At 55.7% G+C, this 19,798-nt stretch carries 18 protein-coding genes; 12 read left to right on the top strand and 6 right to left on the bottom strand.

The annotated features are described in order from the left end of the window. Positions 1-11 precede the first annotated feature (11 nt). The 5 genes from I5192_RS12780 to I5192_RS12760 all read left to right on the top strand — a co-directional run bounded on the left by I5192_RS12780 (position 12) and on the right by I5192_RS12760 (position 5,656). Complete coding sequence (locus I5192_RS12780; RefSeq protein ID WP_170402506.1) at positions 12-1,100, top strand: tricarboxylate transporter; 1,089 nt, start codon at positions 12-14, stop codon at positions 1,098-1,100. A gap of 79 nt (positions 1,101-1,179) precedes the next feature. Next, positions 1,180-3,210 (top strand): tripartite tricarboxylate transporter permease, encoded by a 2,031-nt coding sequence (locus I5192_RS12775; RefSeq protein WP_223116984.1) that lies wholly within the window; start codon positions 1,180-1,182, stop codon positions 3,208-3,210. A 92-nt stretch (positions 3,211-3,302) separates the two neighbouring features. Continuing rightward, a complete protein-coding gene (locus I5192_RS12770; RefSeq protein WP_170597544.1) occupies positions 3,303-4,391 on the top strand; it encodes a 4-oxalomesaconate tautomerase in 1,089 nt (362 codons plus the stop codon). A gap of 51 nt (positions 4,392-4,442) precedes the next feature. After that, positions 4,443-4,679 (top strand): hypothetical protein, encoded by a 237-nt coding sequence (locus I5192_RS12765; RefSeq protein WP_170391780.1) that lies wholly within the window; start codon positions 4,443-4,445, stop codon positions 4,677-4,679. Then, positions 4,676-5,656 carry a D-2-hydroxyacid dehydrogenase family protein gene (locus tag I5192_RS12760; protein ID WP_170392732.1) on the top strand — a complete coding sequence of 327 codons (981 nt, stop codon included), beginning with the start codon at positions 4,676-4,678 and terminating at the stop codon, positions 5,654-5,656. The genes I5192_RS12765 and I5192_RS12760 overlap by 4 nt, the downstream gene beginning before the upstream one ends. Here I5192_RS12760 and I5192_RS12755 read toward each other — a convergent pair. Continuing rightward, positions 5,625-6,689 (bottom strand): AbrB family transcriptional regulator, encoded by a 1,065-nt coding sequence (locus tag I5192_RS12755; RefSeq protein ID WP_170424977.1) that lies wholly within the window; start codon positions 6,687-6,689, stop codon positions 5,625-5,627. The two genes, I5192_RS12760 and I5192_RS12755, sit on opposite strands and share 32 nt — an antisense overlap. Before the next feature lie 78 nt (positions 6,690-6,767). Here I5192_RS12755 and I5192_RS12750 point away from each other — a divergent pair, with 78 nt between their 5' ends. The 3 genes from I5192_RS12750 to tcuB are packed head-to-tail and all read left to right on the top strand — an operon-like array spanning position 6,768 to position 9,914. After that, positions 6,768-7,448 (top strand): GntR family transcriptional regulator, encoded by a 681-nt coding sequence (locus tag I5192_RS12750; protein WP_170392730.1) that lies wholly within the window; start codon positions 6,768-6,770, stop codon positions 7,446-7,448. Positions 7,449-7,459: 11 nt separating this feature from the next. After that, the gene (tcuA, locus tag I5192_RS12745; protein WP_223116983.1) at positions 7,460-8,854 is read left to right on the top strand and encodes an FAD-dependent tricarballylate dehydrogenase TcuA; all 1,395 of its coding nucleotides are present in this window, start codon (positions 7,460-7,462) and stop codon (positions 8,852-8,854) included. Beyond that, complete coding sequence (tcuB, locus tag I5192_RS12740; RefSeq protein ID WP_223116982.1) at positions 8,844-9,914, top strand: tricarballylate utilization 4Fe-4S protein TcuB; 1,071 nt, start codon at positions 8,844-8,846, stop codon at positions 9,912-9,914. Before tcuA ends, tcuB begins: the two co-directional genes overlap by 11 nt. A gap of 226 nt (positions 9,915-10,140) precedes the next feature. On the opposite strand, the gene I5192_RS12735 is transcribed toward tcuB, so the two are convergent. Continuing rightward, positions 10,141-13,233: a hypothetical protein gene (locus tag I5192_RS12735; protein WP_223116981.1), complete on the bottom strand. Its 3,093-nt coding sequence runs from the start codon at positions 13,231-13,233 to the stop codon at positions 10,141-10,143. A 374-nt stretch (positions 13,234-13,607) separates the two neighbouring features. Here I5192_RS12735 and I5192_RS12730 point away from each other — a divergent pair, with 374 nt between their 5' ends. Further along, complete coding sequence (locus I5192_RS12730; protein WP_170402481.1) at positions 13,608-13,907, top strand: hypothetical protein; 300 nt, start codon at positions 13,608-13,610, stop codon at positions 13,905-13,907. Beyond that, on the top strand, positions 13,904-14,938 hold the full coding sequence (locus I5192_RS12725) for a hypothetical protein (protein ID WP_223116980.1): 1,035 nt from the start codon (positions 13,904-13,906) through the stop codon (positions 14,936-14,938). Before I5192_RS12730 ends, I5192_RS12725 begins: the two co-directional genes overlap by 4 nt. A 58-nt stretch (positions 14,939-14,996) precedes the next feature. On the opposite strand, the gene I5192_RS12720 is transcribed toward I5192_RS12725, so the two are convergent. Then, positions 14,997-15,233, bottom strand: coding sequence for a chlorhexidine efflux transporter (locus I5192_RS12720; protein WP_223116979.1), 237 nt, complete (start codon positions 15,231-15,233; stop codon positions 14,997-14,999). 104 nt (positions 15,234-15,337) lie between these two features. Here I5192_RS12720 and I5192_RS12715 point away from each other — a divergent pair, with 104 nt between their 5' ends. Continuing rightward, positions 15,338-15,598 carry a LysR family transcriptional regulator gene (locus I5192_RS12715; RefSeq protein ID WP_223116978.1) on the top strand — a complete coding sequence of 87 codons (261 nt, stop codon included), beginning with the start codon at positions 15,338-15,340 and terminating at the stop codon, positions 15,596-15,598. 3 nt (positions 15,599-15,601) lie between these two features. Continuing rightward, positions 15,602-16,240: a substrate-binding domain-containing protein gene (locus tag I5192_RS12710; RefSeq protein ID WP_223116977.1), complete on the top strand. Its 639-nt coding sequence runs from the start codon at positions 15,602-15,604 to the stop codon at positions 16,238-16,240. Here the strand turns inward: I5192_RS12710 and I5192_RS12705 are convergent. From I5192_RS12705 to I5192_RS12695, 3 genes are read right to left on the bottom strand one after another with little or no spacing between them, the layout of a single operon-like run. Then, positions 16,237-17,118, bottom strand: coding sequence for an SDR family oxidoreductase (locus tag I5192_RS12705; RefSeq protein ID WP_223116976.1), 882 nt, complete (start codon positions 17,116-17,118; stop codon positions 16,237-16,239). The genes I5192_RS12710 and I5192_RS12705 overlap by 4 nt on opposite strands. Positions 17,119-17,171: 53 nt before the next feature. Beyond that, entirely contained in the window at positions 17,172-18,287 is a 1,116-nt protein-coding gene (locus tag I5192_RS12700) for a lyase family protein (protein ID WP_223116975.1), read from the bottom strand. Beyond that, complete coding sequence (locus I5192_RS12695) at positions 18,280-19,794, bottom strand: tripartite tricarboxylate transporter permease (protein WP_223116974.1); 1,515 nt, start codon at positions 19,792-19,794, stop codon at positions 18,280-18,282. Before I5192_RS12695 ends, I5192_RS12700 begins: the two co-directional genes overlap by 8 nt. Positions 19,795-19,798: the final 4 nt, after the last annotated feature.

Below are 19,798 nucleotides of genomic sequence, written 5' to 3'. Positions count from 1 at the left end.
GGGAGGAACCAATGACCATTTCCAACTTCACCCGTCGCGCCGTCGTGGGGCTGATCGCCGCCGCCGGTATCGCTGCACCTGCCGCTGCCGAGGTTGATTTCTCGGGCAAGACCATCGAATGGGTCATCCCGTTCTCGGAAACGGGTGGTTCGGCGAAATGGGCCAACTTCTTTGCGCCGCTTCTGTCCGAAGCTCTTCCGGGTCAACCGACCGTGGTCGTGAAATTCATGCCAGGTGCTGGTTCGACCAAAGGCGCAAACTGGTTCCAGGAACAAAGCCACGATGATGGAACCTTGTTGTTCGGCACTTCCGGTTCAACTCAATTCCCTTATCTACTGAGCGATCCGCGCGTGCGTTATGAATACAACGACTGGATCCCGGTTATGGCGTCCGGGACAGGAGGTGTCGCCTATTTGAACGCAGAAGATGGTGCCAAGTTTGATGGCTCCGCAAATGCGTTGAAAGACACGAACTTCATCTACGGCTCGCAGGGCGCAACGCGTCTGGATCTCGTGCCGCTGTTGGCATGGCAAATGCTGGGTATGAACGTTGAGCCAGTCTTCGGCATCAAAGGCCGTGGCGATGGTCGTCTGATGTTCGAACGTGGCGAAGCTAACATCGACTATCAGACCTCATCCGGCTATTTGGGTGGATCCGCCCCGCTGGTTGAGGCCGGTCAGGCTGTGCCGATGATGACCTGGGGGGCGCTGGATGCCGATGGAAACATCGTCCGCGACCCGACCTTCCCTGATATTCCAACCTTCAAAGAGGTTTGCGAGGCAACGGATGGTTGTGAAACCAGTGGCGAGGCGTGGGACGCTTGGAAAGCGTTCTTTGTCGCGGGTTTCCCGGTTCAGAAGTTGGCTTTTCTGCCTGGTGATACACCACAGGAAGTGGTCGACGCCTACACCGCAGCGTTTCAGGCTGTGACCGAGCGCGGCGACTTTGCTGATATTTCGTCCAAACGCGTCGGTAAGTACCCGGTATTTGTGGGCGACGGTTCCAAGGCGGCGCTGCAAACCGCGACAAACGTCGACGACAATGCCAAAGGCTACGTTCTGAACTGGCTCAAAGAAGCCTACGGTGTCGAGCTGAACTAAACCCACACACCACAGCGCGCACCCCAATGTCGGGTGCGCGCTTTTTCAAACACAAGACAGTATATGAAAGGCGGCCGCTATGGAGGTTTTCGCCACCGCTCTTCCTGCGCTCAATGATGCGTGGGGTTTGATCCTGCAACCTATCGTACTGGGATATCTTGTTCTCGGTGTCGTTATGGGACTGGCCGTAGGTGTTTTCCCGGGACTTGGCGGTATTGCCGGTTTGTCCCTGTTGCTGCCTTTCATGTTCGGGATGGACCCAATCCTTGGTTTGGCGCTGATGATCGGGATGGTCGCCGTTGTTCCGACCTCTGACACCTTTGCTTCTGTTCTTATGGGGATCCCCGGCAGTTCCGCCTCTCAGGCAACTGTCCTGGACGGCTTCCCAATGGCGAAGAAGGGTGAGGCTGCGCGGGCACTATCTGCCGCGTTCGCTTCATCGCTGTTTGGCGGTTTGGTCGGCGCAACCTTCCTAACAATGTTCATTCTGGTCGCGCGGCCCATCGTTCTGGCGTTTGGTCTACCAGAGATGCTGATGATCACCATCCTCGGCCTTTCCATGGTTGCCATTCTGGCTGGGCGCATCCCCTTAAAGGGCGTCGCAGCTGCTGGGCTTGGGTTGATGGTTGGCACAATTGGTGAGGCGGACGCTGGCGGTTCGCTCCGTATGGCAACCTATGACATTCCGTATCTGACAGATGGTTTGAAGCTGGTCATCGTTGGATTGGGCATCTTTGCCGTTCCCGAAATCGTCTCGCTGCTGCGGCAGGATCGATCGATTGCCAAAGGGGCTTCGCTGGGGGCGGGTTGGCTGGACGGCGTCAAAGACTGGGCCGCGAATATCTGGCTGTCTGTTCGCTGCTCGATCATCGGGGTGGTCGTTGGCGTCATTCCCGGCCTAGGCGGTTCGGTCGTCGACTGGATCGCTTACGGCCATTCGGTTCAATCGACCAAAGATAAAAGCAACTTCGGCAAGGGCGAAGTGCGTGGCGTCATCGGGCCGGAAAGCTCAAACAACGCCAAGGAAGGCGGCGGGCTGGTGCCTACGCTACTGTTCGGCATTCCCGGCTCGGGCTCGATGGCGATCTTCATCGGCGCAGTGGCTCTGTTGGGGTCTGGCGACATCGAGGTCGGTCCAAGCATGCTCAAGGACAATCTCGACATCACCTATTCGATCGTTTGGCTTTTGGCGCTTGCTAACGTCGTGGGCACCATCCTGTGCATCGCGGCTTCCGGAGGCATCGCTAAGCTGACAACGATCCGCTTCACCTATCTGGCACCTTTCCTGTTCATGCTGATCAGCTTTGCAGCCTTCCAGTCCGGTCAGAACTTCGAAGACCTTCTGGCGCTGTTCGTGATTGGCCTGATCGGGATCTTCCTGCGCCGGTTCGATTGGTCGCGTCCGGCCTTTCTTATTGGGTTCGTGCTGTCGAACCCGGTTGAGAAGTTTACCAATCAGGCGTTCCAGATTGCCTCATTCCGGTTCCGCAAAAGCTTTGGTGAGGGCATGGAGTATGTCTTCAGCCCGATCGTGATTGTTCTGATCTTGGTCACCGTGGCTTCGGTCATTTTAGGAATTCGGCAGGCTAAGATGATCATGGCCGAAGGTGAAGTCCAGTCTGGCAGCAAGCGCGCGCCGTTGATCTTCCTGCTGGTGATCATGGCCTACCTAATCGCGGCATTGATCAACGCCAACATGATCCCAGACTACAACATGACCGACAAGATCATCCCGTTGGTGATCGGCAGTGTGTCCTTGTTCTGCTGCGTGATCCTGCTGATCCAGATGATGCGGAGACCCGAGGGTGATGCAATCTTTGCCGATAAGGAAATTGCCGGTGAAGATGCGAGCGCTCCGCATGGGCTTTGGTCGACGTTGGCGTGGTTTGCAGGTCTTATCGCGGCAACGTGGGTTGTTGGTTTCATCCTAGCCCTGATCGGGTTTCTGATTGCCTTCTTCCGCATTCGAGCCGGTTCAAGCTGGCAGATGACGCTGATCCTGACAGCCTGCGGCATCGGTTTAATGTGCGTCATGGCAGGCGCTCTGAACCGGGATTTCCCACCGGGACTGTTGCAAGACATGGTGAGCCTGCCATGGCCACTGAAATGAATGCTCCACAGAGGTCCGGCCTGCGAAGCAGTCAGGTCGGACAAAGCTGAAAACACAACAGTTTTTGACGGTTTGTAGAGGAGGGGTTCGAGATGACCCAGACAGCAATCCCGTATATTTTCATGCGTGGCGGTACTTCGCGGGGGCCCTATTTTCGTCGCTCTGACCTGCCCGTGGATATGGACACGTTGGCTGATGTGCTGGTCGCTGCCCTAGGGGCCGGGCAGGCGTTTAACATTGACGGAATCGGTGGCGGTACTGCTGTGACGACCAAGGTAGCCATGTTATCTGTCAGCGATGATGAATGGGCCGATATCGATTATTTCTTCGCGCAGGTTTCGGTTGAGGAAAAGCTGGTCGACTTCAAGCCAACTTGCGGAAACATTCTTTCCGGCGTCGCTCCTGCCGCAATTGAAATGGGTTTGTTTCAGCCTCAAGGCGATGAGACCGTGGTCCGGATACGCGCAGTTAATACGGGTGCGCGAGTGGTTGCCAAAGTGCAGACCCCGGGTGGTGAACTGGCCTATGAGGGCGATGCCGAGATTGCCGGAGTTCCTGGGCAATCTGCACCGGTACAACTGAGTTTTATGGGAGTTGTGGGTTCGGCAACGGGTGCATTTCTGCCCACCGGAAATCTGCGCGATACGGTGCAAGGGGTCGAGCTAACCTGTATGGATGTTGCCATGCCTATGGCTATGGCCCGCGCCACCGATTTTGGACTAACTGGGTATGAAAGCGCGGAAGAACTGGACGCCAACCGCTCTTTCTTTGCCCGGATGGAGGCAGTTCGGATCGAAGCCGGGGAACTGATGGGTATGGGGGATGTATCGAAATCGGTAACCCCCAAATTCGGGCTGTTGGCACCAGCCAAAGAGGGCGGAACCCTTGCAGTTCGGTATTTCATGCCATGGAAAACTCACCCGACAATGGCCGTTACGGGTGCGCAGTGCATGGCGTCTTGTGCTTTGACGCCCGGAACCGTCGCTGATGGGTTGTTGGACCGACCTAAGGCAAGCCCAGCTGAAGTTGTGCTGGAACACGCTTCTGGAAAGATTGATGTGCTGGTGGACTTCTCGAATGACGGGGACTTCAACGTAAACTCTGCTGGTCTGGTGCGGACTGCGCGAAAGCTTGCAGATGGGCATGTTTACATACCCGGCTCTGTGTGGAGCGGCAGTTGAAACTGGGATCTCTGTTATGTATACTAAGGTATACAATATGAAGGTGCCACGATGAACAATTATTCTGAATGCCTCGATATTGCGCGTCAGGAACTCAGGCTGGCGCAGTCGGTCCTGCGGCGGGATATTGCGGAATACCCGACGCCGATCGCCGGGTGCGATGAGCAGTTCAACCATTTGCTGGATCAAAGCGAGCGGGTCCGCAATGCGCTTGCAGCACTCGATACGCTGCATTTTGTGCCGACGCCAAGAAAACTGAACACCGGGCAAGGTGTGGAAAGTCGATGAAGGTTCACATTCTGGATGATTGGTTTGATACACTGCAGGGCTTGCCTTGTTTTGGAAAGCTATCCGACCACGAAGTGAAGATCTGGACAGATCATGTCGAGGATACCGATGAATTGGCGGCACGGTTGCAGGAGGCCGAGGCGTTGGTTCTGTTTCGCGAACGCACCAAGGTAACCCGCGACTTGATCGAAAAGCTGCCGAACCTGAGATTGATAAGTCAGCGCAGCGTGTATCCGCACGTTGATGTGCAGGCATGCTCGGACAACGGTGTTCTGCTGTGTTCAAACATGCATGGTGGAACGCCTTCGTATGCTGCAGCCGAACTCACTTGGGCGCTGATCATGGCCGGGATGCGCGATTTACCGGCGCAGATGGCCTCGGTCAAAGCGGGGCGGTGGCAGGCCGGAGTTGGCAAGACGCTGAGAGGGCGGCAGCTGGGACTGTACGGCTATGGCCGTATCGCACGCGCTGTCGCGGGCTACGCCGAGGCATTTGGAATGAATGTAGTCTGGTGGTCCTCAGATGAAGGTCGGGTTCGGGCGCAGGCAGATGGTGTTCAGGTCGCCGCGAACCGCGAAGCTTTCTTTGCCAACAGCGATGTTGTCTCGATCCATGTTCGCCTGAAGCCAGGCACAAACGGCATCATTACTGCGTCGGACTTCGCACACATGAAGCCGGGATCACTGTTTGTGAATACATCTCGTGCTGGCCTTATTGCAAAAGGGGCATTGCTTGGGGCGCTGAATGCCGGTCATCCCGGGAAGGCCGCAATCGATGTCTTCGATTCCGAACCCCTCAATGATCCGAAAGACCCCTTGCTTTCGCATCCAAATCTGATTGCGACGCCGCATATCGGCTTTGTGACCGAGGATGAGTTCGATCTGCAATTTTCGGACATTTTCGATCAAGTGAACGCCTACGCTGCAGGCGCTCCGGTTCACATGATCAACCCCGAGGTTTGGACCAGCGCAGGATAAGGTTGGCCGCTATCGGCGCACCGATGATTACCAACACGATCCTTGTCAGATGATGCGTGATCACAAAGCCCAGATCCGCGCCTGAGACGATGGCCAGAACTGTCATTTCTGCCTGCCCGCCGGGGGCAAAGGCCAAAAATGCCTCGACCGGTTGGCCCAGCCCCAAGGTGGTGACAACGGCAGTGAAAGCGGCCGCCAGAACGGCGAGGACAATGACATAGGCGAATCCCGCCGCTACCACACGGCGTAGTTCGACCCATGTGACACCTACGAATTTCACGCCGATACCGCAGCCGATAAAGAACTGAGCTGCAAGGATGGCCTCGCGAGGCGGTCGGGTGTGAATGAAGTCGCCCAGTGACAACGCAGCCGTCAGGATCATTGGCCCTAGAATCGACGCTCCGAACAAGCCGATCCGCTCACCGCCTTTCCAGCCGACAAAGGCAGCAAGAACCATCAGCGCCAATTCATGTATCGGCAGGTTGCGCGCGGGTTCTCCGATTGGGTTAGTGAGTTGGGCGTCGTAAAACACCGTAAGAAACAGAGGGGCCAGCGTTACAATAATCAGAACGCGGGTTCCGTGGATCAGGGACAGCGTTCGCGGGTTAGCGCCAGCCTCGGCCCCGAAGATGATCATATCCTGCAATCCGCCGGGCATGGCCGCGTAAAACGCGGTCGTGGTATCAAAGCCCCAGACCTTGCGGAAGAATGGCACTCCGACCAGCGCGATCAGCAGGATAAAGAACGGGATCAGTGCAATCGACGCTGCCATCTTCGGCAGTTCTGCAAATAGGGCTGGGGTAATCGAAGCCCCCACAGCCACGCCAAGTATGGTGCGCGCCGCAATCGAGACCTGACCAAAGCCTTCCATTGGCGCATGAGCCAGAGCCGCAATCAGACACGCGCTCATCGGGCCGAACAGAAAAGGCAATGGCAGATCCAACGCCCAGAATAGCCCTGTGCCAAGAAGTGCCAAGCCCAGTGTTAGGGCCCGCTTTGCGAGGAGAGAAGGTGTTTTGTTCTGGGTGGGCAAAGTGCAGCTTCCGACAATATTGACTCACTATGTATCCAAATGTATACAAATGGACGCAAGAAGACAAGTGAGCACGCGATGACCATTCAGGACGACCCCTTACAGCCTGGCCCGCAAGGCAATTCGGCGTATCAACGCTTGTTGGATGAGATTCGCGAGGGCACCCTTCTGCCCGGCGAGCGCCTGCGCGAGATTGAGCTGTCTGAACGGTTGGGTGTCAGCCGAACACCGGTGCGCGAGGCGATCCGGCAGCTGGAGACCGACGGCCTGGTCACGCATGTACCGCGGCAGGGCGCGACCGTCCGCAGTCTGGATTACGCCGAGGTGATGGAACTCTATGAGATGCGCGCAGTGCTCGAGGGCACTGCGGCCCGTCTAGCAGCGCGTGCGGCGTCGGATGTCGAATTGGACGAGTTGGATGTTTTGAATGATCGATTGGCCGAGGCTGGCACAGGTCCAGACGCGGCTCGGATCAACCGGATATTTCACGCCACGCTTTTGGATGCAGCCAAGAACCGATTTCTCGCGAAATCCATGCTGTCCTTGCAGAAGGCGCTGCTGATCCTTGGGCCGTCGCAATTGTTGGACGGGGATCGGGCCGAAGCGGCAGTCGCTGAACATCGGCGTATCATGGCCGCGCTGAAGGCACGTGATGGCGCGGCGGCCGAGACAGAAATGCGCGGGCATATTCAGGCCGCACAACGAATGCGTATCCGGGCGTTGCAGGAACGCGATCGGACAACCGACGAAAATCACTAGGTAGACAGGATATGGCCACCCAAAAGGAAGCTTACGATATCGCTGTGATCGGTGGCGGGAACGCTGCTCTATGCGCCGCGATGACCGCCGCCGAAGCCGGTGCCCGCGTTCTGATACTGGAAACCGCGCCAAAACCCTATCGCGGAGGAAACTCGCGCCATACGCGCAATTTTCGCTGCATGCATGGTGGCCCTTTGGGCCCGTTGATCGAAGAGTATAGCGAAGACGAATATCTCGCGGACTTGATGAAGGTCACCGGCGGCAAAACTGACGAGCATCTGGCCCGCCTTGCGATCCGCACTTCCGAGGAATGCCTGCCATGGATGGAAGAGCACGGTGTCAGGTTTCAACCCTCTCTTTCCGGAACACTTTCTTTGGCACGGACAAATGCCTTTTTTATGGGAGGCGGGAAGTCTCTGGTGAATGCTTATTACCGAACTGCGGCGGGTTTGGGTATCGATGTTTTGTATGAAGCCGCCGTCACGCATTTGGAGCTGAACGGGGATCGGATCGAATGGGTCGACTATACCTATGAAGGTCAAACCCACCGGATAATGCCAAAAGCAGTCATCGTCGCCTCGGGCGGGTTTCAGGCCGATACGGATTGGCTGACCCGTGCATGGGGTGAGCCTGCAAAAAACTTTCTGATCCGAGGCACTCCTTATAACCGAGGCGTGGTCCTAGCTGATCTTCTGGATCAAGGCGTCGAGAGTGTTGGCGACCCGACCCAATGCCACGCCGTTGCTATCGATGGGCGTGCACCGAAATTTGACGGTGGTATTGTCACCCGTCTGGATTGCGTGCCGTTTTCGATCGTCGTGAACAAGGATGCCGAGCGCTTCTACGATGAGGGCGAGGATGTCTGGCCCAAGCGCTATGCAATCTGGGGACGCTTGGTGGCAGCCCAACCGGATCAAGTTGGCTATGTGATCATCGACGCCAATTCGTTGAATCTGTTCATGCCGTCGGTGTTTCCACCGCTGAAGGCAGATACGTTGGAAGAACTGGCCGGGATGATGGGCCTGCCTGCCGAAAAGTTGACCGCAACAATCGCTGAATTCAACGCCGCCTGCGGAGACACCAGCGCCTTTCATCCGACAGAGCTGGACGGCGTTTCAACATCTGGCTTGAACCCGCCCAAGACCAACTGGGCGCGTCCGATCACCGAGCCGCCATTTTACGGTTATTCGCTGCGTACGGGCGTAACCTTCACCTATTTGGGCCTCAAAGTCGACGATGCCGCGCAATGTTCGAGCGCCGACGGCAAGATCAAAAACATGTGGGCGGCTGGCGAAACCATGGCGGGCTCGATCCTTGGGCAAGGCTATCTAGCCGGTTTCGGCATGACCATCGGAACCGTCTTTGGACGCATCGCAGGACGTGAGGCCGCCGCTTATGCAAACTGAATTGATACAGGAAGCCCGCCGTCAGGCTGAAATTTGCAACGCTTGCCGCTATTGCGAGGGCTATTGCTCGGTCTTTCCGTCGCTTCATGCGGAACGCGCGTTCTCGGATGGGGACATCACGCAACTGGCCAACCTGTGCCACAACTGCCGCGGCTGCTACTACGCCTGCCAGTACACAGCCCCGCACGAGTTCGACCTGAATTTGCCGAAGGCTCTGGCCGAGGTACGGAGGGACAGCTGGGAAAGCTTCGCATGGCCGCAGCCGTTGGCGCGCCGATTTCACACCCATGGCGGGGCGATCGCGCTGGCACTTGTGGTCGGATTTGCCCTGTTGTTCTGGGCAATTCGCGCGATAGGTTCCAGCGGAGGGGACGGGTTTTATGCCGTTCTGTCGCATAATGCGATGGTTGCGATTTTTGCTCCAGCATTCTTGCTGCCACTCTTTAGCATTGCTATCAGCCTAAGGCGCTATTGGGCCGAGGTGGGGGGAAAACCCATCAAAATGGCGGACCTGCTGACCGCCTTCAAACGAGCGGGTAAAATGCAGGATCTTGCCGCAGGTCATGGTGAAGGTTGTAATTTTGAAGACGAAGACCGGTTCAGTCAGGCGCGACGTCATATTCACCACGCGATCATGTATGGCTTCCTGCTTTGCTTCGCGTCGACCTCGATTGCAACGGTTATGCATTATGGCTTTGGAATTCACGCGCCCTACGGGTTCTGGTCTTTGCCCAAACTATTCGGAATTTCCGGCGGTGTGATGTTGACAGTGGGTTGCTGCGCCATGGTAATTCTCAAGCAAAGGTCCGATCGTAATCTCGGTGATGCTTCGGCATGGGGCGGCGATATCGGTTTCATCCTGTTGCTGGGATTCGTCGGTTTTAGCGGACTTGCTCTTTACGCTTTCGGATCAACGGCTTTGATGCCCGCGTTGCTTGCTATTCATCTTGGATCGGTCCTGACATTCTTCCTGCTGACGCCCTACACCAAGATGGCCCACGGTTTCTATCGGCTTGCTGCTCTTATCAAGGATGCGCAACGGAGAAGAGATAGTTACTAGGCTGCGGCGACCCTGTCGCCCCTTGGGAAGCGGTGGAAAAGTAAAGTTAAATCGCAGCTTGAGGTCTGACTTTGGGATCAGACAGGGCGGTCCCATCTTGGTGTCGTTGAAGCAAATTGCCCTCCTGTATGTAGAGCGCAATCACGATCATGATTCAGCCTAGCGACCGGCACCTCTAGATCGCGCAGCCCGGGCCGATAATGGCCCGGGCCACCCCCAGTTTGCTTTAGCTGGCCAGGCCGCAGGAGGAAGAGTCGCTGTTGTTGGTGGTGTCTGTCTCCGTCACACCATCGGCCGGATTGGCATTGACGGTGATCTTGAAGGGGATCTGCTCGCCACCTTTGACCTCGTCCGGGAATTCGAGCGATAGCGTGGTCTCATCCCCGTTTGGCCCCAGTGCTGGTGTCGGCAGATCGACCACCACGCCGCTCTGGAAGAAATCGACCCGCGTGGTGGAAGGCCCGGCAGCCCCTGCACCAATGTTACGCACAATGATCCTCAACTTGCGCGGCTCCTCACAATACCAAGCCGGGAAGGGTGGCGGGCCGGGAGGGAAGGGCTGCACCGGGATCAGGTCCGGCTTGTCCTCGGGTGGGGGCGGCGGCGGAGGTGGCGGTGGCGGGGGCGGTACCTTTTTGATCAGCCGAGGCACGACCGGTTCGACATCGATGGTTTCCACTTCGCCTTCACCATGGGCAGCGGTGTAGACCGCGACCACGTCCAGCGGTGTCTCGCTGTCAATAAAGACAAACCCTTTCAAGAAACAGCATTCGGCCACCCGCAGGTGTCGTGCCACATCTTCGCAATCGATCTCCATCGATTCCCAGGGACCGAGTTTGTTCTTCGTTCTGGCCGAGACGTTGCCCGGTTTTTCGTTTGGCAAGGCCGACGACACCCGTTTACGAAAACGCACAGCATCGCCGCTGCCGTTTCCGATGTTGATTGCTGTGTGATAGCGGCCCTGGGACAAAATGCGGCCCTTGGAACAGCCGCAGACGAACTTGACAGCGTAACGATAGGTCATCTTCGGTTCTTCCTCCTCGCAGCAAGGGGTGTCATCTTCGGCACGGTTAACCTCCATTCGGCGAAGGGCGACGTTGTTGTCACCAAGCGCCAGTCGATCGACAGGCAGACTGCCTGCGATCGTCTCGACATTGCTGCGGTCTTCTGGCGTATCCACGCTGGCAAGAATGTATTCCTCACACAGGTCCTCGGGGCACCATGGGATCGGGCCGACGATCACTTCGTCGCCACAATGCACTGACTGGCCGATGGGCTCGCCTACGATCAGCGGATCCCAGTCATCCGGCCATGTGGTGCCCTTGCCTTCGGTCGCGCGGGCTAGTGACAAAGTCACTGATTGGGCTGGGTAGTTGCCGCGATTGCCGATCCGGAAATACAGATAATTCTCGACGCAGCGGCGCGGAGTCTCGTGGTCGGTGCCGCCGTCAGGACGGTGCCGATTCCAGATGCCGGGAGCATTGTTGCCCGGTTGGTGCCAAGGGTATTCACCCTGTCGTCCGTCATCAATGAAGACGTCAACATCAGGCGGGGATCCGTTGTAGAGCGCCTGTTTCTCAAAGCCCCAGCGTACCACTTTGTGTGCCCAGCCTCCGGCTGCACCGTCGAATTGAGCGGTGTTCTCGTCTGATTCCTGCAAGGCGCGGGAAAAACCTTCGACTGTGTTGGGCACGATCCCGGCCAAAAGCGGCACCGCCTGCAGGATCAGATAGATCGTGTAGCGGCTGGCATGCAGCCTGTCGTCTAGTTCTGTGGAATCACCTCCGAGAGATCGATAGATTCGGCCCAAAGTAGTGGCATTGATCTCGGTTGACCGATATCCGCCCACGTCCATCGTGCCACCCCAGCCCCAACCCGAGGCGACCGACCGATCCCATCGCCGGGTGATCAGGTTGCTGAAGGGGAAGGTACGGAAACGATCCGGCGCAATACCTTGAGGATCGTAGAGTATTGCCGCCAGCGCGTCACCAAAGCCATGACAAAAGCCGAAATTGGGCCAATTGAGATGATCCCATAGCACCGCGTGCCCGAATTCATGCGCCGATACGCGCGAGTCTGTGGCCATGCCGACTGTGGAGCCATTTGCCGCAAGCGCATAACGAAAGCGTAGCACACCATTGCCTATGGCATTGCCTGGCGCCTGAGCATTCACCGGTCCTGCAATGGGATTGAACCAGCGGTGATCAACATCCACTGGGAAGGTCACCCCGTCGAAATAGCTGGGCAGATCGAAGCCCAAAGACTGGACGAAGCGATACAGGAAATCATGGTTGTAGTACGCACAGACCGCCGCGAAATCGTCGCTGTCGGCGGGATAATCAAAGATCGATGCTGCACCGGCGTTTTCAGTCGGTGGGGCGATGTTTGGTGTGTCGAGATCCCGTACCGCCACCAATTCGCCGCTTAGTTCCACCGGTGCGCCACCGCCCGGTAATATCAACCGTTCCAGCGCCACCAGTTCGCGTTGCGCATCCAAAAGCGCAACCGGGGCCGTCGGATCAAGCTCTGAATCTCCTGAAAGTGATATCGGGTCGTCTGTGAAGACGTAACCCGAAACACACCCCACCAATGGCCGGATGTAAAGCACCGCGCCGGTTTCCCAATCGACCAATGCTCGCCAGTTCAGCTCTCCGTAGTCGGGAATTTTGCAGCCAAAATGCACAAGGCTTACGAAACGCCATTCGCCGTCCTTGATGCCCTTTGGTACACGACCAATCTCTGGCAGCGGGGTTAACTCGGCCCCTTCGATCTCGCCCGGTTCTTTGTGTGGCAGGCGATGTTCTGCGTCGTAGCGATAGACAAAGTCCCGGGTGTCATTAACCTTGAATTTTGTGAACTTGGCCCCTTTCACAGCTTCGCGCAGAACCGTGCCAGCTTGTTTGTCGCGGCCAGCAGGCGCAGTAGGGGCGTTGCTGAGTTCGATATCGGCAGCAACACTTGAGGACGAACCGGTGACCACATTGTCTGGGCCGGCCATGCGCAGTGTCAGACCGCGCTCCCAGACCGGAACACCGTGATGGGTCTGACGAAAGGTGTAGACCAGAAAAGACTGTACTGCCTTGGCTTCTTCCAGCCGTAGCTTGCTGCCCTCCTCGCGATTGTACTTGCCTGAAACACTCTCGCCGAGCCTGTCAAGAAAATCAGGCTTTATCCGGTAAAGCCCCGCCACTTCGGCGGCATAAGCCTGCGCCACATCCAGCGCGCTGGTTCCTTTTGAACGCCCTCCAAGAGGGTCGCCATGATGCTGAAGTCCAATGATTGCGCCGTCTGGCGCGCGTTCAAATACTGTTTCGGGCATGTCTGCCTCCGTTCAAAATCATTCTAAAACGCTGGGCCAGAAGCCCCGGATCGCCCGGCCGAACGGCAAAAAAAGAACTTGTTGTAATAAAAAAAGAATAACGAAGCGCGATGGCCGGAGAGACCCAGCGGCGATCCTGCCAACAAAGCTATCGTAGCATTTATTGCCGATTCCCGCAAAAATCTGCCAGCTAAATCGGAAGGCGCGGTCACCTTTGCTTTGCTATCGCCGCTCACCCGAGGCTCTCGGTCAATGCGGAGCTGTAGCTGCAGGTATGTAACGGTTAGCGCCGTACGACTGGCATCGAATTTGCAACGCCATCACGGATGTAATCACTGTGTTGCTGAAGAAGAGAGCCATCAGACTAGGAAGCCATGAATATCCTCTACGCGGACATTCACATTGATGGCCTAGAATGGTGCGACCGGATTTTCGGGAAATACCGTCCTATCGCACCGCTGCATTGCCTGACCAGTCGTTCGCGACAACGCTTGGCATTTTGGGCGCTATTAGAAATGGTGGCGCGGAATTGCGAGCGCGGCGAGATGAGTTTTCCGCATTCCTGTTGCATAAGCTACATCAGCTTTGTTTGGGCATACCCAAGCAACCATCTTGGGTTGGTGCACAAAGATGGTAACCTGATCTGCAAGACGATTGCAGGAGAAATGCCATGAACAATTCGTCGCAGCTTTGGGGCACTATGTCAGTGCGCGATCACCTTCGACCGAGCGCTTTCGTCGCCGAGTTGGTGCTTTTCGAGACACTGGTGATCCCCCGGCCACCGCAAGGAACGACCTGGCCTGCAAAATGGAACCCGGTGCGCCAGGACAAGATACTAAGCTGGATTCCCAGTGAACGTTTGATGGAGGTTTCCTGGGACAACACGCACCACATGGAGTGGAAAAAACGAAAGATCGCTACGGACGCCGAAATGGATGTGGCCGATCTTCAGCAACAGCCCGGATTCGAAGCAGCGCAAAAGGAAGAGGATTTCGATGCGCCTGCGTTTCACCTAACCCGTCGGGTTCTTCAGGATTTCGTGGATGCCAAACGGAACCGGGCGCTGATCAAGGGAATACCTCTCACCGAGGTCGCAGTTATCCCGGCCTATGATGGCCCTCAGGCTTTCCTTGATGACACTCCAGAGCAGGAACCTTTGCTGCGCGCGTTTGGTTGGGAATTTCTGGTTCCACATCACGAAACTGCTGAGGGCAAGACACGCTCTCATCAAGACCAGATCAAGGCCGCGCTTGATCTTTGCGCAATGCCTGAGGTGCAGGAACACCGCAACGCCTTGCGTGCCTGGACATCGGTCGAAGCTTTGAGAGGAACCAGCAAACAAGAGGCGCGCGAGCGCATGGAGACGCTGGTTAAGGCCTACGCAAAGGCTGTTGCAGCCACCAAAATACCAGTCAGATTGAAATGGGGCGCGGGCATCGCTGAATTCATTGGTGCGATTGCAGCACTGTCGATCAATCCTGCATTCGCACTGCTCGGGCCCGCGATCAAATTGGGCGAAACAGCAGTCGAGCCCCATGTTGAAAAGGCGGCAGAGATTCCCGATGCCATAAAACCCGCAGGATTAATCCATGCCATGCGAGAAGAGTTCACAAATGCTCAGGTCGCACACCTGAACTTTGACGACGCTCAACGGACCAGGATCGAAGATCACTGGCCCAATGGTTCCCCATATCTGTTCCTTTAGCTGATGATGAGAATCCCTTCATCAGCATAAAGGCATACGCATTGGGCGTAATCACTGGTCAGTTGCGATAGCTCGAAACAGAAGAATTGGACTGATTGACCAGTTTGAAATGCGACCAATCAAACGTGATATTAAAGACAACGTTCCAAAGCATCGCTGCCAAGGAGAAGAACACCCCAAGCATCAATGTTTTCTGCGCGTCGATATATGTGATTAGCGGAAGTAGTAGGGCAATACTTATAAGCACAAAGATCTCGAACAACGCCGCGTGAACAATCCGACCGGCAAAGCTCATGAATGTTCTCCTCAATTCATGTCGTTGGGCAAGTAACGGTCTGTTGTTGCGATCCATAAAGCTGATTACCATAATGATGATAGATAGATGGAAAGAGGGTTCTGATGCGCGCGTCATTCGAGCAGTTGGAGGCGTTCGTTACTACCCTTAATGAAGTTTCCTTTTCCGCCGCAGCCAGAAAATGCAACAAAGCACAATTGGTGATCAGCACTTTGGTCGCCAATCTAGAGGTCGATCTGGATGTCGAGCTTTTTGATCGCAGCCGAAGATATCCCTCGCTTACCAAAGCAGGAGAGGCGTTGATCTCACCGGCCGAAATTCTGTTGGAACGGCGCAGCCGTTTTCTAGCGGTTGCAGATGCCTAGTCCATGACATTGGAAAACCGCGTTACCCTCGCCATGGCGCCGCACATCAAACTGGCCAATCTGGGAGAGATCATTCGCAGCTTCAGTGAAGAATTTCCTTCTGTCGATGTGGAGATACGTGCCTTTACTGCCGCTGAGATTCAGCGATTGATCGTCGATGGTGTGGTGGATTTGGGGGTTATTCTGGAACCTGAGGGCATCCCCCAGGCACTAGACTTTTGCTCATTGGGCACGCTCAGGCTGGTGTGTGTCAGCCATCCCGAAGGTCCGCTTGCTCAAATGTCGTCAGTCTCTTGGGAAGAATTGCGACGACATCGTCAGATATTATTGAAGGAAGCCGATAATCCCAACAGCGCTATCCTTAAGGCATCGTCGTCTATTTGGCAGGTCAGCACTGCATCGGAAGCCATTGATCTTGTGCAGGCCGGCCTAGGGTGGTCGGCGCTGCCATTGCACGCGGTGGACGTCTTTGTTCAGACCGGAGCGTTAAAAATCCTGCCACTGCAATTCGAGACCAAGAACTACGCCGAACGCTCGGTGGATATGATCTGGTCTTTCGAAAGGCCTATAGGTCGAGCGACGGTAAGGCTTAAGGAGTTGCTCGCTGAAAAAGCCGTTATTCAAAATTCCAACGTGGCTTAAGCCTCATTTCGAAGCTCCTCGGCGAATGAGGTAATGGTGTGTTTTGGCGCTCCAAGAATCCCACGGGTTTCTCTGTCCACTTGCTCTTCCCGCAACTGTTGCACAAACGTCAAAACGTGTTCGATGAAAACGGCCTGCTCTTCCGGCAGCCCCATTTCATCAAGAGCATCCATGGGTAACTCATACACCTCCGCCTCGGGGGCGAAAGAATCGAAGAATTCTTTGGCCGCTTCGGTATACGTGACGGCCTGTTGATCCTTCACGGCAAATTCCATGTTTTTGGCAGCATCGTTACCGATGGCATTGTGGACGAGTTCTGCAAGATCGCTGGAATTGGTGAACCAGATTGGATGAATGTGATTTCCGATTACGGCCAATTGATTGTCCATCAATAGCTTGGGCAATGAATCCAAAAAGAAGGAGCAAAAGAAAAAAGTATAAGGAATGCCAGATGCTTTGATGGCATTGATCCCGCCCGTGCGTATCGCGTTGGTGCCATAGGCCATGCCCTCGGTCGAAAACTGCGGATAAGCGTAGTCGACCCCTGCAATTTGCATGATGTGCTGAACATCGATCTCTTTTACTGCCGCGATAATGTTGATTACGCCTTCCCGCTCTGTGTGAAATGGTGCGGTGGTGTCCAGAGATTCGCTATTCAGCGTAATGTACAGCGTCTCAGTGCCGTGAAGGGCTGATCTCAGGCTGGCCAAGTCCGACACGTCGCCCTGGATAAGCCGAACCTGCGTGGGAAGCATTGATTTTGCCGCCTCAGGATCACGCACGATGGCAGTTACTTCTGCACCTTTCTCAACAAGTTTCGCGGTCACGCGATGCCCCAAATGGCCTGTGGCACCGATGATTGTGATCTTCTTGGTCATAGTGGCATCCCTGTTCTGCCACGCTTCTACAAGTCAGGATGCGATGTGTTTAGTTATGATCTATCTAGATGATAGATACTATTCACAGAGCGATAAGACGAAACCAGCAGCGCCATCGCGTTAGTATCGGTCACTAAACTCTTGAACATCCGTTCCGACCAATGCAGCGCGCCGGAAGTCAAAAGAAAGACCTCGGGAACAACGATCCACTCCCCAATCCAGACGCCACCGGATCGTTCATGCTCATGATGGGTCAGTTCACCTATTTGTCCGGCCCGTTGGCGTCCCAGCCGAGCGACGGCCTCCCCAAATTCCGATGCGCGTTGATTTCGTTTGTGGGCCATCGCTGAAGACGATCCTTTGCCAGGTTCATGAACTTCGGCGAATTCACCGATGTCGGATGATGACAGTTGATTGACGTTGTGGGCGATTTTGCACAGCGTCCCGCAAAGCGAGCCAAGGGCGGTGACGATGTCAGCGATACCGTCACGAGCGTTCTGCCAGTGCGGTTCGACGACGCTCAGACCGAGTGAATGAGCAACATCCTGTTTAATCTGGCGACCAATGCCATTTTCATATCCGCGCAAGTCTCCGACGGGGCCACCAATCTGAACATTCAATCCACGTTTTGCTGCCTCTTGAAGTGCCTCAGACCGCCGACCCAGTTCAGATCTCCAGACTTCAAGCTTCGTCGCAAGACGAATGGGCACAGCATGCTGACCATTGGTTCTTCCCATCATCATTGTGTCTGGATGGGCGGAAACATGATGAGCGATCGCAGCCATGACATCGCCGAGGGTGCTTTGTATTTGCTCAAGCCCCAGTTTCATCTGCATCGCCAACGCCGTGTCCATCACATCCTGCGTGGTCGTACGATAGTGCACATGGGCCGAGTGTTCTGGCAATAGTTGGCGCAACTGTTTGGCCAGTCCTACGATGGGGCGGCCAACAAACATCATCTCTTTCCGCAATTCCTCATGGTTCAGATCGCAGATCGAAATCTCCTCAATTGCCTCAGCAGCCTCAATCGGGATTAGACCAGCCGCAGCTTGATGCGCCGCAAGAACCTGTTCGACCTTGAGCCAGGCGGATATCGTGGCGTGTTCAGACCAGATCGACCGCATATGGGCGCTGGAAAAGCAATCTCGGTAGATACTGTATTCAAGCATCTTCGAGCCCTCCACGAGAGATGCGGCGTTCCTTGACGATAACTCGGATTCGGAACGCCATGGCAGCAAAGCCGACGATGATGAACGCAAGAGCTATGGGGCGTTCGACAAATATCAGTGCGCCGCCTTCGGACATCAGTAGGGATTGGCGAAAGGTTTCCTCGGCACCCTTAGCCAGCACGAAGGAAATTACGAACGCTGCAACGTTGAAGTCGTATTTCCGCATCAGCCAGCCGGCGAACCCCGCTACGGTCATGACGGTTACGTCAAACATCGATCCACGGGCTGAATAGGCCGCCACAAACGCGGTTAGGAAGATCAGTGGATACAGCACATTGGTCGGAATCTTCAGGATCAGGCGGGCAACTCGTGTGGCGCCGAAGTAACCGATCAAGCCATAAGCCAGAATACCCAGCATGCCGCATGCAAAAAGTTTGTACACCAGCTCCTTATCCGTCAGGAATAAGGTCGGACCAACCTGAATGCCGTGGATCAGGAAAACGCCCAGCAATATTGCCCCGATGGTCGAACCTGGAATGCCCAGCGTCAGCAATGGAGCCATTGATGGACCGGACACAGCATTATTGGCAGCCTCAGGTGCGGCAACGCCTTCTAGTGCCCCCTTGCCCCACATCTCGGAGTTGTTTGCGCGGCGTTTGCCTTCTCCATAAGAGATGAACGCCGCGATCGCCGATCCCAGGCCGGGCAATACTCCGATGCCTGCGCCGATAAACCCACCACGCAATGCGTGCGGAAGACAGGGTTTGTATTCCGCCCAGGTCAGACTGTTGCCATCCGCTGTGGTTTCATTCTCTTTGGTCTCTCCGGTAGCCTTGCGGCGGGATTCTAGCTGCGCGAATACTTCGCCCAATACAAAAACACCTATCATCAGGGGTACCAAGCCGATGCCATTGGATAGATCGAACGATCCGAATGTATAGCGCTCTTCGCTCGAAATCGGGTCCAGCCCGACCATGGCGATCAGGATGCCCATCAAGGCCGATGCCAGACCCTTGACGATGGAAGTGCCAATGACAGAACCTATTACGACAAAAGCGGCAAAGTAGATGGCGAAAGTCTCAGGCGGGCCGAGTTTCAGTGCGACGGCCGCAATGAAACCTACACCGATGACCAGCAGGACATCCCCCATCAGGTCGCCGATGACGGACGAGATTGTCGCCACTTTCATAGCTTTTCCTGCTTTGCCCGCTCGTGCCAACGGATAGCCATCGATCTGAGTCGCTGCACTGGCCGCTGTTCCGGGTGTGTTGAACAGGATTGCTGCGATCGAGCCGCCGTACCGACCGGACTTGCCGATCACATACAGAAATGCCAACGCAAAGATCGGCGACATATAAAAGGTGATTGGAAGCAACATCGCGATAGCCGCAGAGGCAGTCAGGCCAGGTGTCGCACCAACCACCATCCCAACCGCCGCTGCAAGTACTATGGCAAAGAGCAATGTAGGGTCAGTCACCACCGACAGAAGTGCAGGAAAGATCTCCATGATG

The sequence above is a fragment of the Ruegeria sp. SCSIO 43209 genome (genome assembly GCF_019904295.1).
GTDB lineage: Bacteria > Pseudomonadota > Alphaproteobacteria > Rhodobacterales > Rhodobacteraceae > Ruegeria.
Note: the sequence above shows the minus strand (reverse complement) of the source record. Positions and strands in the feature narration are given on the sequence as shown.